Here is a 15,430-nt window from a genome sequence, read left to right as displayed (position 1 = left end):
AAGGAAGAGGAACAGGTGTTAATTCATATTGTAGGGGGAGGTCCTAAAGAATTTCTCCCGTCATTTCAGCCATACAAGCAGCAGGAAATTCAATGGATTGGCGTAGACAGAGGAGTATTGACATTATTGCAAGCAGGTATTCGTCCTACTAAGGCATTCGGTGATTTTGATTCCATCAGCAAGCAGGAGCTAGAATATATACAGACGATGCTGAAAGATTTGGATATATGGCCATCGGAGAAAGATAAAACAGATATGGAAATTGCTTTAGATTGGGTGGCAGAGCAACAAGCCGATCGGATTCGCATTTTTGGAGCGACCGGAGGAAGAATTGATCATTTGCTTGGGAATATTCAGCTTTTAGCAAAATATATCGCTCAACCCATGGAAATCGTCGATAAGCAAAATGTTGTGACCATTCATTTGCCTGGGACTTATTCTGTTGAAAAAGATGGGCACCATTATATTTCATTCATTCCGATTTCCTATGAAGTAAAAGGCATTACTTTAAAAGGCTTTAAATATCCGTTAGAAAATTGTCATATTCAGCTTGGCTCTACACTATGTATTAGTAATGAACTCATCCAATCTTTTGGTACTTTTTCTTTTTCGGAAGGCATATTAATGATGGTAAGAAGCAAAGATTTAGAAGAGGCCTTTTAGGTACTATTTTTCATGAGTCGAATATACTTAATAAGGAAATGAGGCAAAGCTCGTCACGATAGTTTGGGAGGGATCGGAATGAAGTTTTATACAATTAAGCTGCCAAAGTTTCTTGGCGGAATTGTCCGGGCGATGTTGAATTCGTTTAAAAAAGGATAAAAAAGCACCAGTACTGGTGCTTTTTTTTTGGAAAAAACTCCGTTTTTCTTTTAAGACGCCAGACGCATGCCGGATTATGCGCGTTCGATTTTACCTGATTTAAGCGCACGCGCAGAAACCCATACACGCTTTGGCTTGCCGTCTACTAAAATGCGCACTTTTTGTAGATTTGCTTTCCATGTACGTTTATTCGCATTCATCGCATGTGAACGAGAGTTTCCGAAAGATTTTTTCTTTCCAGTTGCAAAGCATTTCGCCATTTTTTTCCCTCCTTACTTGCCAAACAAATTCAGTCATGGACTGCGTATACCCAAAATACTACTATAATTTATCATACAAAATAGCAGATTGCAATAGTCCATCCACTGCCTTTCAAGAAAATCTCCTTGACATCTATTTTGATTTTAGGCTAAATAATACTAGTGGACGATGGACTTTTAAAATGAAGGCTGTTGTAGTAAAATGGCTGTAGCTATGCGAACATTTCCGAAGGGGGAACCGATATGTCCATTGAAATGCAAACAACGTATGGACGCATTGAAATTTCAAATGATGTCATTGCTACGATCGCGGGTGGAGCAGCTGTAGATTGCTATGGAATTGTCGGAATGGCGTCAAAAAATCAAATTAAAGACGGGCTTTCAGAAATTTTGCGCAAGGAGAATTTTTCAAAAGGCGTCATTGTACGTGAAGAGGATGGAGAAGTACATATTGATATGTACATCATCGTCAGCTATGGAATCAAGATTTCAGAAGTGGCTCATAATGTGCAAACGAAAGTGAAGTACACGTTAGACAAGACACTAGGACTTGCTGTGAAATCAATTAATATTTATATTCAAGGAGTTCGCGTTACGAACTTATAGGACTGTAAGGAGGAATTTATCGGTGGCAATCCGGACGTTAGATGGAAGACGTTTTGCGGACATGGTGTTACAAGGAGCGCAGCATTTATCCAACAATGCGAAGTCTGTGGATGCGCTGAACGTCTTTCCTGTCCCAGATGGCGATACAGGTACTAACATGAATCTATCGATGACATCTGGGGCTAAAGAAGTGAAAAATCACATTTCTGATCATATTGGAAATGTGGCAGGCGCTCTTGCCAAAGGGTTATTAATGGGCGCGCGCGGAAACTCGGGTGTGATTTTATCGCAGCTATTCCGCGGTTTTGCAAAGGCCATTGAAGGGGCTTTAACCATTAACAGCATGGAATTTGCGGCTGCGCTGGAGGCAGGAGTGACGACAGCCTATAAAGCGGTGATGAAGCCGGTTGAAGGTACCATTTTAACGGTGGCAAAAGATGCGGCTAAACGTGCTGTTGCTGTAGCAAAAAAACAGACGGACATTGTGATAGTGATGGAAGAAGCAGTGAAAGAAGCAAAAGCATCGCTGCAGCGTACTCCTGATCTTCTTCCAGTTTTAAAAGAGGTTGGCGTCGTTGATAGCGGCGGGCAAGGTCTTGTCTATGTGTATGAAGGATTTTTGGCCGGTTTAAAGGGAGAAAATGTCGAGGGATTAAAAGCAGCGAGCCTCTCGATGCAGGAACTTATCAATACAGAACATCATAAAAGCGCACAAAGCCACATTCACACAGATGAAATTGAGTTTGGTTATTGTACGGAATTTATGGTTCGATTTGAAGAGGAAAAGCTTCGCCAATCTCCATTTTCCGAGGAGACATTCCGAAAAGAATTAAGCCAGTTTGGTGATTCGTTATTAGTTGTTGCTGACGATGAGCTTGTAAAAGTCCACATCCATGCCGAACATCCTGGAGAAGTGCTCACTTACGGACAGCGTTATGGGAGCCTGTTAAATATAAAAATTGAAAATATGCGTGAACAGCACGCTCATATTGTGAATGAAGCAGCATCAGCAGTTCCTAAGACTGCAAGGCAAAAGCAACCATACGGAATCATTGCGATTTCAATGGGAGACGGCATTGCCGATTTATTCAAAAGCATCGGAGCGCATGCTGTCATTGAAGGTGGACAAACGATGAATCCGAGCACGGAGGATATCGTCACTGCTATTGAAAGCGTTTATGCTGAAACGGTGTTTGTGTTGCCAAATAATAAAAATATTATTATGGCTGCAGAGCAGGCGGCTTCTGTAGTGGGCAATCGTGTCATTGTGGTTCCAACTAAAACAATCCCCCAAGGTCTATCGGCGCTTTTAGCGTTCAATCCATCCGCGTCTCCAGAACAAAATGAGAAAGCGATGGCGGCAGCGCTATCTCAAGTAAGAACAGGACAAGTAACGTTCGCGGTGCGCGATACAGCGATTGATGGTATTGAGATTGCTAAAGGAGATTATATGGGGATTGCTGACGGAAAAATTGCTGTGTCAGAAAAGGATAAGCTACAAGCGGCTAAAAAGCTGTTAGATGAGCTTTTAAGTGAGGATGCAGAAATTTTAACCATTTTGTACGGTGAAGAAGCAACAGAAGAAGAGGTTCAAGAACTGGTTGATTACATTGAAGCCACATATACAGATATTGAAGTAGAAGCTCATAATGGAAAACAACCATTGTATCCATTTATCTTTTCAGTCGAATAATATGTTAGAATAACAGAAGGGGGGATCCCCTTCTATTTTATTGGGTATTCAAGGGAGAGAGGCAGCATGAAGTATAAAAGCGTATTTGATATTATTGGGCCAATTATGATTGGGCCGTCAAGCTCTCATACGGCAGGAGCGGCAAGAATCGGAAGAGTAGCACGAAGCTTATTCGGAAGACAGCCAAAGTGGGCCCATATTTCATTCTATGGCTCATTTGCGCAAACATACAAAGGCCATGGGACAGATGTAGCCATTGTTGGCGGACTGTTAGATTTTGATACATTTGATGAGCGAATTAAATCATCGCTTGACATTGCAAGACAAGAAGGAATGGAAATTGTGTTTTATGAGGAAGATGCCGTCCCAACTCATCCGAATACAGCTAGAGTTCGAATCGGTGATGAACAAGGGGAACTAGAGCTTGTCGGCATTTCCATTGGCGGCGGAAAAATCGAAATTACAGAATTGAACGGATTCGAGCTGAAATTGTCAGGCCATCACCCTGCCATTCTTGTTGTTCATAACGACCGTTATGGAACAATTGCTTCTGTGGCAAATGTGTTGGCGAAATATGCTATTAATATTGGACATATGGAAGTTTCTCGAAAAGAAAAAGGGAAGGAAGCGTTAATGACCATTGAAGTCGACCAGCCGATTGATCCTGCAGTAATTGAGGAGCTTTCACAGCTTCCCCATATTATTCAAGTAACCAAAATTGTCGAATAACAAAGAAAGCGTTTTCGTATATAAAGGAGGCATCTTAGATGTTTCGGAATGTTGCAGAATTAGTACAGCTAGCCGAGAGTCAGAACATTAAAATTGCTGAAGTTATGATCCGGCAAGAAATTGAAATAACAGGAAAAAGTAGAGAAGAAATTTTCAGCCAAATGGACCGCAATTTGCAGGTAATGGAGCAGGCGGTCATGAAAGGTCTAGCCGGTGTTTCTTCCTATTCTGGATTGACAGGCGGCGATGCCGTACTGTTGCAAAATTATATTAAGCAGGGCCGTTTTTTGTCAGGAGAAACGATTCTAGATGCTGTTAGCAAAGCAGTGGCAACGAATGAAGTGAATGCTGCCATGGGAACCATCTGTGCTACTCCAACAGCTGGATCGGCAGGGGTGGTTCCAGGAACACTATTTGCAGTGAAGGAAAAACTGCATCCAACCCGTGAAGAAATGATTGAATATTTATTTACGGCAGGAGCATTTGGTTTTGTGGTCGCCAACAACGCTTCGATTTCCGGAGCCGCAGGGGGCTGCCAAGCTGAGGTGGGATCCGCAACAGGAATGGCGGCGGCAGCTCTCGTAGAAATGGCGGGCGGTACGCCAAGCCAAGCAGCAGAAGCAATGGCCATTGCGTTAAAAAATATGTTAGGATTAGTATGTGATCCAGTAGCTGGATTAGTCGAGGTGCCTTGCGTTAAACGAAATGCCATGGGAGCGGCAAACGCGATGGTAGCAGCGGATATGGCGCTGGCCGGCATTAAAAGCCGCATTCCTTGCGACGAGGTCATTGATGCGATGTATCGCATCGGGGAAACGATGCCAACGGCACTCAAAGAAACTGCACAAGGGGGGTTAGCGGCGACGCCGACAGGACGCGCACTAGCGGCGAAAATTTTCGGCGTTCCTACCAATCACCGTGAATAAAGAATTGCAACAACCAGTCACACAAATTAAAGGAATTGGAGAAGAAACAAGCGAAGCGCTGCGGGATATGGGAATTGAGACGATTGAAGATTTGTTGATGTATTTTCCGTTTCGCTACGAGGATTATGAAATACGCGACCTTGCAGATGTCAAGCATGATGAGAAGGTAACCGTACAAGGGAAGGTTCATAGTGAGCCTTCTCTTATGCATTATTCCCGCAAAAAATCTCGTCTGACATTCCGATTGCTTGTTGATCGCTATCTGATTAACATCGTGTGCTTTAATCGTCCCTATCTGAAAAACAGGCTCAGCATCAATGAAACAGTCACTGTCATTGGAAAATGGGATCAGCATCGCCAAACGATTACCGCTGTTGAAATAAAGATAGGAACGCAATCGGAGGCATGTGAGCTAGAACCGGTATATTCTGCGCGAGGAGCCTTGACGGTTAAAGGAATCCGCAGATTTATCAAACTGGCTCTTGAGCAATATGGGGGAGCGATACATGATCCGCTACCCGCTTCTATTCGTCAAACCTATCGCTTGATCTCAAAACATGCGGCGATTTCAGCCATTCATTTTCCTCGCTCTCACGAAGAGCTGAAGCAAGCACGTCGCCGGCTTGTATACGAAGAATTTTTATTATTTCAATTAAAAATTCATGTTTTGCGCAAAATTCAGCGTGAACATTCGCGTGGCATTTCCCATCGTTTTTCGATGGAAAAGCTGGAGCAATTCATTCAGCAGCTTCCATTCTCATTGACCCATGCACAAAAGCGGGTCATCCAAGAGATTATGAAAGATATGAGATCCCCGCATCGAATGAATCGACTGTTGCAAGGAGATGTAGGTTCGGGAAAAACAGTCGTCGCTGCGATTGCTTTATATGCCACCGTTTTATCGGGATATCAGGGGGCGCTGATGGTGCCAACCGAAATTTTGGCAGAGCAGCACGCACACTCACTGAAGCAGCTGCTGGCGTCTGCTGAGGTGTCGGTTGAGCTGCTGACAAGCTCGGTAAAAGGAAAGAGGAGAAAAGAACTGCTTACCAATCTTGCTGCAGGCCAAATTGATATCGTCATTGGCACACATGCACTCATTCAGGATGAAGTCAATTTTCATAAACTAGGGCTCGTTATTACCGATGAGCAGCATCGCTTCGGCGTAGAGCAACGCCGGATTTTGCGTGAAAAAGGAGAATCCCCGGATGTTTTGTTTATGACCGCGACTCCCATTCCGCGGACGTTGGCGATTACAGCTTTCGGTGAAATGGATGTTTCGATTATTGATGAAATGCCCGCGGGACGCAAAAAAATTGAAACATATTGGGTAAAACATAACATGCTTGAGCGCGTTCTTGATTTTATAGAGAAAGAAGTGCAAAAAGGCAGGCAAGCCTATGTCATCTGCCCGCTCATTGAGGAATCGGAGAAGCTTGATGTGCAAAATGCGATTGACGTCCATAGCATGCTTGTCCATTATTATCGGGGAAAATATCGAATCGGCCTCATGCATGGCCGCCTCTCTTCTGAAGAGAAAGATGAAGTCATGAAAGCCTTCAGCCAAAACGAGGTGCATATTTTAGTTTCGACAACGGTTGTGGAGGTCGGAGTCAATGTTCCAAACGCGACGGTCATGCTGATTTACGATGCTGAACGGTTTGGTCTGGCGCAGCTTCATCAGCTAAGAGGACGTGTAGGCCGTGGCAATGAACAATCGTACTGCATTTTGTTAGCCGATCCTAAATCAGAAACCGGAAAAGAGCGAATGCGGATTATGACAGAAACGAATGACGGCTTTGTGTTGTCAGAAAAAGATTTGCAGCTGCGAGGTCCCGGTGATTTTTTTGGAACAAAGCAGAGCGGACTGCCAGATTTTAAGCTTGGCGATGTCGTGCATGATTATCGAGTACTTGAAGTAGCGCGAAGTGATGCGGCTAAATTAATTGAATCTCATGCATTTTGGCACGACGAGGCGTATCATTGGCTACGCCTTTATTTAGAAGAATCCGGTGCATTAAGCGGTGAAAAACTAGATTAAAAAACAGATTGCAAACTTAGTCTTGCAATCTGTTTTTTTTAATTATATACTACTATTAGTACCTAGTCATAAAATTGGACGGTGTATGCATCATGCGAAAAACAAAGCGGGAGCGGCAGCGGATGCTGAAAGAAACGATTGAAAAAAATCCATTTATTACAGATGAAGAATTGGCCGAACAATTTTCTGTCAGCATTCAAACAATTCGTTTAGACCGACTAGAGCTATCCATCCCTGAATTGCGCGAACGAATTAAGCATGTTGCCGAGAAATCATTTGCCGATAAGGTAAAATCACTGCCGATTGAAGAAGTCGTCGGCGAAATTATTGATATTGCTCTAGATAAAAGTGCGATCTCTATTTTTGATGTCAAGGCTGAGCATGTGTTTAGACGGAATCGCATTGCACGCGGACACCATTTGTTTGCGCAGGCCAATTCACTGGCGGTTGCCGTGATTAATGATGAACTAGCCTTGACTGCTAAAGCGAATATTCGATTTACGCGTCAAGTGAAAGAAAATGAACGGGTCGTGGCAAAGGCAAAAGTAAAAGGAATCAATGAAAATGGAAGAACGATGGTCGAAGTGAATAGTTATGTTGGACAAGAGCTTGTGTTTTCAGGAGAATTTGAAATGTATCGATCAAACATCGCAAAAAAGGATGGAGTAGATGATGAGAATAGCGATTGATGCCATGGGGGGAGATCATGCCCCAAAAGAAATTGTGCTTGGGGCTGCGAAAGCAGTTCAGCATTTTCAGGACATAGAAATCATTCTCTTTGGCAACGAGCAGCAAATTCGCTCCTATCTTCCCGCTGCTGACCGCATTGACATTGTACATACCGATGAAGTAATTGAAGCAACGGATGAGCCGGTTCGAGCCGTCAGACGAAAAAAACAATCATCCTTGGTATTAATGGCAGAAGAAGTGAAACAAGGTCGTGCCGATGCCTGCGTTTCAGCGGGAAATACAGGAGCATTGATGGCTGCTGGCCTATTTATTGTCGGAAGAATCGAAGGGATTGAGCGTCCAGCATTAGCACCAACGCTGCCAACGCTAGGGGGCGAAGGATTTGTATTTTTAGATGTCGGCGCAAACGTCGATGCACGTCCTGAACATCTGGTGCAATACGCGCTAATGGGCTCTGTTTACGCTAAAAAGGCAAGGGGAATTGCGAAACCTCGCATCGGTCTATTAAATGTAGGAACGGAAGACCAAAAAGGAAATGATTTGACTAAACGCGCTTTTCTTCTGCTGCAAGAGGCGAATGTGAATTTCATTGGAAATGTTGAAGCGAGGGATTTGCTTCAAGGAGTGGCTGATGTGGTGGTAACGGATGGTTTTACCGGAAATGTCGCGCTAAAAACGATTGAAGGTACGGCTCTTTCTGTATTTTCGATGTTAAAAAAGGGGTTGACGAGCAGCTTTTCTAGCAAACTGGCAGCTGCTGTGCTGAAACCGAAGCTTTTAGAAATGAAGCGCAAGATGGATTATTCTGAGTATGGTGGTGCTGCTTTGTTTGGATTGAATGCTCCTGTCGTGAAAGCGCATGGTTCCTCTGATGCGACAGCGATTTTCCACGCCATTCGTCAGACGCGCGAAATGGTGATTACGGATATGATTGGCACGATTAAGCAGGAAATGGAACATATTCACTCATAAAGGAGGGAATGATAGATGGGAAAACTAGCTTTTATTTTCCCGGGTCAAGGCTCGCAAACAGTAGGGATGGGAAAAGAATTAACAGAAACGGATGCAAAAGCAGCTTCCATTTTTCAACAGGCTGATGAACGTCTGGGTCTTTCCCTTTCTACGATTATTTTTGAAGGACCGCAGCAAACATTGACGCTTACATATAATGCGCAGCCTGCTTTATTAACAACGAGCATTGCGCTGTTTGAAAAAGTAAAAGAGGCCGGTCTAACGCCTGACTACGTTGCTGGACATAGTTTAGGAGAGTACACGGCGCTTGTGGCAGCAGGAGCGATGTCATTTACAGACGCAGTGTATGCTGTCCGAAAAAGAGGAGAGTTTATGGAGGAAGCGGTACCTGCCGGTGAAGGAACGATGGCTGCTGTTCTTGGGATGGAAGCGAATGAACTTGCAGCCATTACGAAGCAGATTACTGAAGAAGGCAAGCATGTTCAGCTTGCTAACTTGAATTGTCCAGGGCAGATTGTTATTTCTGGATCGAAAGAAGGAGTAGAGCGAGCAGCACAGCTTGCGAAAGAAAAAGGTGCCAAACGTGTTATCCCTCTTGAAGTAAGCGGTCCTTTTCATTCATCGCTTATGAAGCCAGCGGCTGAAAAATTGGCAAAAGTGCTAAACGAAGTAGCAATTCATGACGCGAATGTGCCTGTCATCGCGAACGTAACAGCGAAGCCAATGACTGAAAAAGAAATGATTCAAACGCTTTTAATTGAGCAGCTTTATTCTCCTGTTCGTTGGGAGGAGTCCGTAAGAACGATGATTGAGTTCGGTGTCGATACGTTTGTAGAAATTGGGCCAGGAAAAGTATTATCAGGTCTTGTGAAGAAAATTCATCGCGATGTGCGCGTTTATGCGGTAAACGATACGGCTTCTTTTGAAGCGACAATCGCAGCGTTGAAAGGAGAATAAACATGTTGCAAGGAAAAGTAGCGCTTATAACCGGGGCATCGCGCGGAATTGGAAGAGCGATTGCTTTAGAATTTGCCCGTCAAGGAGCGAAGGTAGCTGTCAATTATGCCGGAAGCGAAGCGAAAGCAAAGGAAGTAGTGGATGAGATTTACCGTCTTGGTGGCGAAGCACTGGCAATTCAAGCGGATGTGTCGAATACAGAAGCGGTTGAGCAAATGGTGAAAGAGGTGATCGATCGCTATGGCCGCGTGGATATTTTAGTCAATAACGCCGGAATTACCCGTGACAATTTGCTCATGCGTATGAAAGAAGAAGAGTGGGATGATGTCATCAATATTAACTTAAAAGGCGTGTTTAACTGTATAAAGGCGGTTACACGTCCAATGCTTAAGCAGCGTTATGGCCGCATTATTAATATCGCTTCAGTGGTTGGTGTAATGGGGAATCCAGGGCAAGCCAATTACGTAGCTGCTAAGGCAGGTGTGATCGGCTTAACGAAGACAGCCGCTAAGGAATTGGCAAGCCGCAGCATCACGGTAAACGCTATTGCTCCGGGATTTATTGCGACGGATATGACAGATCGTTTGAATGAAGAGATTCGGACAGAAATGTTAAAGCAAATTCCACTTGCCCGTTTCGGCAATCCAGAGGACATTGCCAATGTGGTCGCATTTTTGGCATCGGATGCAGCGAGCTATATGACCGGACAGACGATTCATGTCGATGGCGGAATGGTCATGTAACGAATCTGGATTATCCGCTAGTATTTTGCCGATAAATTTACTATAATCATGAGAGGAGGTGAATTGTCGTGGCAGATGTATTAGAGCGCGTAACGAAAATCATCGTTGACCGCTTAGGCGTGGAGGAGTCTCAAGTAACACTTGAAGCTTCTTTCAAAGATGATTTAGGTGCTGATTCATTAGATGTGGTTGAACTTGTCATGGAACTAGAAGACGAGTTTGATATGGAAATTTCCGATGAGGAAGCAGAAAAAATTGTCACAGTAGGAGATGCTGTGAACTACATAAAAAGTCGCATGTAAGTAAACGATATAATGCAGAAAAGTCCCGTTGCTCTAACGGGGCTTTCTATGCTTTTGATGAATTGCCGAATACTTTGATTGAATGAAGTCCCGGAGGTCCTTATTTATGTCGAAGCAGAAAGATAAAGAGCAGCGCATGAGCGAAAAAAAACGAATAAAATTTAAACAGTTGCAGGAGAAAATCGGCATATTTTTTCTGGATGAAAAGCTGCTAATTCAGGCTTTTACCCATTCATCGTATGTGAATGAGCATCGCAAACGACCGCATGAGGATAATGAGCGTCTTGAGTTTTTAGGAGATGCTGTACTGGAACTGACCGTTTCTCAATATCTCTTTCGTCATTTTCCAAATATGACGGAAGGTGAATTAACGAAACTGCGTGCAGCGATTGTATGTGAGCCATCTCTTGTAAAATTTGCAAATGACCTTTCATTCGGCCAGCTTGTTTTGCTCGGCAAAGGAGAGGAGATCACCGGCGGGCGAATGCGGCCATCGCTTCTAGCAGATGTATTTGAGGCGTTTATCGGTGCTCTTTACTTAGATCAAGGAATTGATGCGGTCATTCGGTTTTTGGAGCAAACCATTTTTCCGAAGATCAATGAAGGTGCTTTTTCTCATGTGATGGATTATAAAAGCCAGCTGCAGGAACTTGTTCAGCGGGATGGTAGTGGCGTTATCGAATATGCCATTTTGCAAGAAAAAGGACCTGCGCATAACAAAGAGTTTGTTTCTCGCGTTTCTTTAAATGGTGAAGAGCTTGGAGTTGGTGCTGGAAGATCGAAAAAGGAAGCGGAGCAAAAAGCTGCACAAATGGCGCTGCAAAAGCTAAAAACGCCGAAACAGGAATAAGAAAAACAGTGCTGTGAAAAAAGGGTTGGCTCATTCGAAAATAGTCGGCCCTTTTTCTTCTCTAATGACATACAGACAAGCGATGCTTTAGTCTAGATAGGAAAGTGGAAATACAAACATCGCCCGTTCCATTTAGATAGCAGCTTCGTGTTTTTAAGCTTTTTCTGCTTTACATTTGCAAAATTGAAGAAAAAGTTCTATATAGGTTTGAGCAAGTAGTTATGATACAATAATGAAGATTTAGATGAAAGATAGCGAGGCGGGGTACGGATGTTCCTCAAACGATTAGATATTGTTGGATTTAAATCATTTGCCGATCGGGTCTCGATCGAATTTGTGCCGGGTGTGACGGCTGTTGTCGGCCCAAATGGCAGCGGAAAGAGCAATATTACGGATGCCATTCGCTGGGTATTAGGCGAACAGTCAGCCAAGTCGCTTCGCGGTGCGAAAATGGAAGATATTATTTTTGCGGGAAGCGACTCACGCAGGCCGCTAAATATTGCTGAGGTTACTTTGACACTCGATAATGAAGATGGGTTTTTGCCGCTTGATTATCAGGAAGTAAGTGTCACGAGACGCGTCTATCGCTCAGGAGAAAGTGAATTTCTTATTAATCAGCAGCCATGCCGTTTAAAAGATATTATTGATCTATTTATGGATTCAGGATTGGGAAAAGAAGCCTTTTCAATTATTGGACAGGGGCGAATCGAAGAAATTTTAAGCAGCAAACCGGAGGAAAGACGGACGATTTTTGAAGAAGCGGCAGGGGTGCTCAAATATAAAATTCGTAAGAAGAAAGCGGAGCATAAGCTGAATGAGACACAAGAAAATTTACATCGCGTCAATGATATTTTACATGAGCTAGAAAGTCAGCTGGAACCGTTGAAAATCCAAGCTTCTATTGCCCAGGACTATCTTGAAAAACGAAACGAGCTGGAAACGTTTGAAGTGGCGCTGATTGCCCATGAAATTGAAGAGCTGCATCGCCAATGGAATCATTTGCGCGATCAGCTGACAGACCACCAGCAAAAGGAAATGGCCTTATCAGCGGCGTTGCAAAAGGAAGAAGCAACAGTGGAGCAGCTGCGTGACCAAATGACCGCACTTGATGAATCGATTGACGGTCTTCAGCAAGTGTTGCTTGTTGTAAGTGAAGAACTGGAAAAGCTTGAAGGGCGAAAGGAAGTATTAAAAGAACGAAAAAAAAATGCGGCACAGTATCAAAAGCAGCTTGAAGAGACGATCTCCTCCCTTTCTGAAAAAAGCGGAAAGCTATGCTCAACTCTGGAAAAGGAGAGGGAGCAGCTAACCCGCATACGCGAAGAGCTTCATGCGCTTCAAACGGAGCTGAAGGAAAAGCAGCGTGCTTTTGCCTCCTATGATATCAGTGTTGAAGAGCAAATGGAAAGGTTAAAAAGCGATTATATTGAGCTTGTTCATGAACAAGCTTCGTTAAAAAATGAGCGCACTCATTTGCAGGCTTTGCTTGAAAAATTGGAAAAAAAGCAGAGTGTGCTAACGAAAGAGAACGAAAAGCATTTAGCAGAGCGAAATCGTATAAAAGAACAATATATCGCTTTGGAAAGCAAATGTCAGCAAACGGAGCGAAAGCTGAAGGAGCAGGAAACACAGCTTCAGCAAAAAAGCGCTCAGCTTGCCGAGCTGAAACAAGAAATTGAGCAGAAGGAATCAATGCTTTATCAAGCTTATCAATATTTACAGCAGACCAAATCAAGAAAAGAAATGCTGGAGGAAATGCAGCATGATTATGCTGGATTTTTTCAAGGAGTTAAGGAAATTTTAAAGGCGCGTGAACAGCTTTTGGGAATTCACGGAGCCGTTGTCGAGCTTATTCATGTATCCAGCAAATATGAAACGGCGATAGAGATTGCGCTCGGAGGAGCGATGCAGCATATTGTGGTTGCTGACGAAGAAGCGGCACGCGCAGCCATTCACTATTTAAAAAAGCATTCATATGGACGAGCGACTTTTTTGCCGATGAACGTCCTCCAGCCTAAACAACTTCCATCTGAACAGCTGGCCATTGTCAAAAATCATCCAGCTTTTGTTGGCGTAGCAAACGAACTGGTTTCCTATGATTCCATCTATCAAACGGTACTGGCCCATCTGCTTGGCCATGTGATTGTGACGACAAATTTAAAGGGAGCGAATGAGCTAGCTCGGCTTCTTCATTATCGTTATCGTCTTGTCACCCTTGAAGGAGATGTTGTTAGCCCTGGGGGAGCGATGACTGGAGGGGGCGTAGCTAAGAAAACCAATTCTTTACTTAGCAGAAACCGAGAGCTAGAAACGATCACGGATAAGCTCCGAGACATGGAAGCAAAAACAGAGCAGCTTGAATTATTTGTACAGTCGAAAAAAAAGGAAGCGGCCCAGCGCGAGGCAGAAATGGCGGAGCTGCGGAAGCAAATAGAGGAAAGACGCTTTGCTTTGCAGGAAATAAAAAGTGCTTGGCGCGAAGTAGAGTGGCAGGAAAAGAATACGAGCGAACGCTTGGCTTTATATGATGAAGAAAAAGCGCATGACGAGCAGGAAATGAGGCAGCTGCGCGAAAAAATCACAACGGTGGAACAAAAGCTCTACCAAATGGAAGCCAAGCTTGCTGAAATTGACGAGCAAATGCAGCATCTTACGCTGCAAAAGCAGGATGAGCAAAGCTCGAAAGAAGCGTTGCAAGCTGCGATTACGGAGCAGAAAGTAGCGGTTGCTGAAAAGCAGCAGCTGTTGAAGCATATTCAGGAGAAGATCGCGCAGCTGACCCTTGAGCAAGAGGAAACAGAGAAGCAGCTTCAAGCGGCAAAAGAAGATTTACTGACACTTACAGACGAAATGAATTCCAATGTTTCTGGAGAGGAGCAGCTGGATCAGTTGCGTCAACAAAAAGTGCAAGACAAACAAGAAACGCTTGAGCTCATCGCTAGCCGACGTGAACAAAGACTTCAATATCAAGAAATGCTCGAAAATAGTGAGCGCGAGCTAAAAGAGAAAAAACGACAATATAAACAATTAACAGAGATTATTAAAGATGAAGAAGTCAAATTAAATCGTCTTGATGTGGAGCTTGAAAACTTGCTTAGCCGCTTGCGCGAAGAATATATGCTTACGTTTGAAGCGGCGAAAGAAAAATATCCGCTGCAAATGGAAGCGGAGGCTGCTCGGAAAAAAGTGAAGCTCATTAAGCGGGCGATTGATGAACTTGGAACGGTAAATTTAGGCGCTATTGATGAGTATGACCGCGTATCGGAGCGCTATCAATTTTTAACAGAACAAAAAAGTGACTTGCAGCATGCAAAGGAAACGCTGCATCAAGTGATTGACGAGATGGATCAAGAGATGAAAAAGCGCTTCTTGACGACATTCCAACAGATTCGCTCGCATTTTGGTGATGTATTCCAGCAGCTGTTCGGCGGAGGGCGCGCGGATCTGCAACTTACAGATTCGAATGATCTATTAAATACAGGGGTGGAAATCGTCGCACAACCACCAGGGAAAAAATTGCAAAATTTAAGCCTATTGTCTGGCGGCGAGCGAGCGCTAACGGCGATTGCGCTATTGTTTTCCATCTTAAAAGTACGGCCGGTGCCGTTTTGCGTTCTGGATGAGGTGGAAGCCGCTCTTGACGAAGCCAATGTCCATCGTTATGCTCTGTATTTGAAACGATTTAGCAGTCAAACCCAATTTATCGTTATCACCCATCGCAAAGGAACGATGGAGGAGGCGGACGTGCTTTATGGCGTCACGATGCAAGAATCAGGGGTGTCAAGGCTCGTATCTGTCCGCTTAGAAGATTCTAAACAACTTGTGAAATCGTAAGGCAG

15 protein-coding genes are annotated in these 15,430 nt (G+C 43.9%); 14 read left to right on the top strand and 1 reads right to left on the bottom strand.

The annotated features are described in order from the left end of the window. Positions 1 to 15 precede the first annotated feature (15 nt). Entirely contained in the window at positions 16 to 663 is a 648-nt protein-coding gene (locus GFC28_RS06200; RefSeq protein ID WP_044746184.1) for a thiamine diphosphokinase, read from the top strand. 78 nt (positions 664 to 741) lie between these two features. Next, positions 742 to 822 (top strand): stage V sporulation protein SpoVM, encoded by an 81-nt coding sequence (spoVM, locus tag GFC28_RS06195; protein ID WP_003394991.1) that lies wholly within the window; start codon positions 742 to 744, stop codon positions 820 to 822. 74 nt (positions 823 to 896) lie between these two features. Here spoVM and rpmB read toward each other — a convergent pair whose 3' ends face one another. Beyond that, positions 897 to 1,082 (bottom strand): 50S ribosomal protein L28, encoded by a 186-nt coding sequence (rpmB, locus tag GFC28_RS06190; RefSeq protein ID WP_044746183.1) that lies wholly within the window; start codon positions 1,080 to 1,082, stop codon positions 897 to 899. Positions 1,083 to 1,325: 243 nt separating this feature from the next. On the opposite strand from rpmB, the gene GFC28_RS06185 reads away from it, so the two are divergent. The 12 genes from GFC28_RS06185 (at position 1,326) to smc (ending at position 15,425) form a co-directional block, all read left to right on the top strand. Then, complete coding sequence (locus tag GFC28_RS06185) at positions 1,326 to 1,688, top strand: Asp23/Gls24 family envelope stress response protein (protein WP_044746182.1); 363 nt, start codon at positions 1,326 to 1,328, stop codon at positions 1,686 to 1,688. A 22-nt stretch (positions 1,689 to 1,710) separates the two neighbouring features. Continuing rightward, entirely contained in the window at positions 1,711 to 3,381 is a 1,671-nt protein-coding gene (locus tag GFC28_RS06180; protein WP_044746181.1) for a DAK2 domain-containing protein, read from the top strand. 66 nt (positions 3,382 to 3,447) lie between these two features. After that, positions 3,448 to 4,110, top strand: coding sequence for an L-serine ammonia-lyase, iron-sulfur-dependent subunit beta (gene sdaAB / locus GFC28_RS06175; RefSeq protein WP_044746180.1), 663 nt, complete (start codon positions 3,448 to 3,450; stop codon positions 4,108 to 4,110). Between the two features lie 38 nt (positions 4,111 to 4,148). After that, positions 4,149 to 5,036 (top strand): L-serine ammonia-lyase, iron-sulfur-dependent, subunit alpha, encoded by an 888-nt coding sequence (gene sdaAA, locus GFC28_RS06170; protein ID WP_044746179.1) that lies wholly within the window; start codon positions 4,149 to 4,151, stop codon positions 5,034 to 5,036. After that, complete coding sequence (gene recG / locus GFC28_RS06165) at positions 5,029 to 7,077, top strand: ATP-dependent DNA helicase RecG (protein ID WP_044746178.1); 2,049 nt, start codon at positions 5,029 to 5,031, stop codon at positions 7,075 to 7,077. Before sdaAA ends, recG begins: the two co-directional genes overlap by 8 nt. A 92-nt stretch (positions 7,078 to 7,169) precedes the next feature. Further along, positions 7,170 to 7,766: a transcription factor FapR gene (gene fapR, locus GFC28_RS06160; protein WP_044746177.1), complete on the top strand. Its 597-nt coding sequence runs from the start codon at positions 7,170 to 7,172 to the stop codon at positions 7,764 to 7,766. Further along, a complete protein-coding gene (gene plsX, locus GFC28_RS06155) occupies positions 7,750 to 8,739 on the top strand; it encodes a phosphate acyltransferase PlsX (RefSeq protein WP_044746176.1) in 990 nt (329 codons plus the stop codon). Before fapR ends, plsX begins: the two co-directional genes overlap by 17 nt. A gap of 15 nt (positions 8,740 to 8,754) precedes the next feature. Then, complete coding sequence (gene fabD / locus GFC28_RS06150; protein WP_044746175.1) at positions 8,755 to 9,696, top strand: ACP S-malonyltransferase; 942 nt, start codon at positions 8,755 to 8,757, stop codon at positions 9,694 to 9,696. Between the two features lie 2 nt (positions 9,697 to 9,698). Continuing rightward, entirely contained in the window at positions 9,699 to 10,439 is a 741-nt protein-coding gene (fabG, locus tag GFC28_RS06145; RefSeq protein WP_044746174.1) for a 3-oxoacyl-[acyl-carrier-protein] reductase, read from the top strand. Positions 10,440 to 10,507: 68 nt separating this feature from the next. Then, entirely contained in the window at positions 10,508 to 10,741 is a 234-nt protein-coding gene (gene acpP / locus GFC28_RS06140) for an acyl carrier protein (RefSeq protein WP_027408166.1), read from the top strand. Positions 10,742 to 10,847: 106 nt separating this feature from the next. Next, positions 10,848 to 11,591 (top strand): ribonuclease III, encoded by a 744-nt coding sequence (gene rnc, locus GFC28_RS06135; protein WP_044746173.1) that lies wholly within the window; start codon positions 10,848 to 10,850, stop codon positions 11,589 to 11,591. 270 nt (positions 11,592 to 11,861) lie between these two features. Beyond that, positions 11,862 to 15,425, top strand: coding sequence for a chromosome segregation protein SMC (smc, locus tag GFC28_RS06130; protein ID WP_044746172.1), 3,564 nt, complete (start codon positions 11,862 to 11,864; stop codon positions 15,423 to 15,425). The last annotated feature ends 5 nt before the right edge of the window (positions 15,426 to 15,430 follow it).

Source organism: Anoxybacillus sp. B2M1, assembly GCF_001634265.1.
Lineage (GTDB): Bacteria > Bacillota > Bacilli > Bacillales > Anoxybacillaceae > Anoxybacteroides > Anoxybacteroides rupiense.
This window is presented reverse-complemented; position numbering and strand designations above follow the sequence as displayed.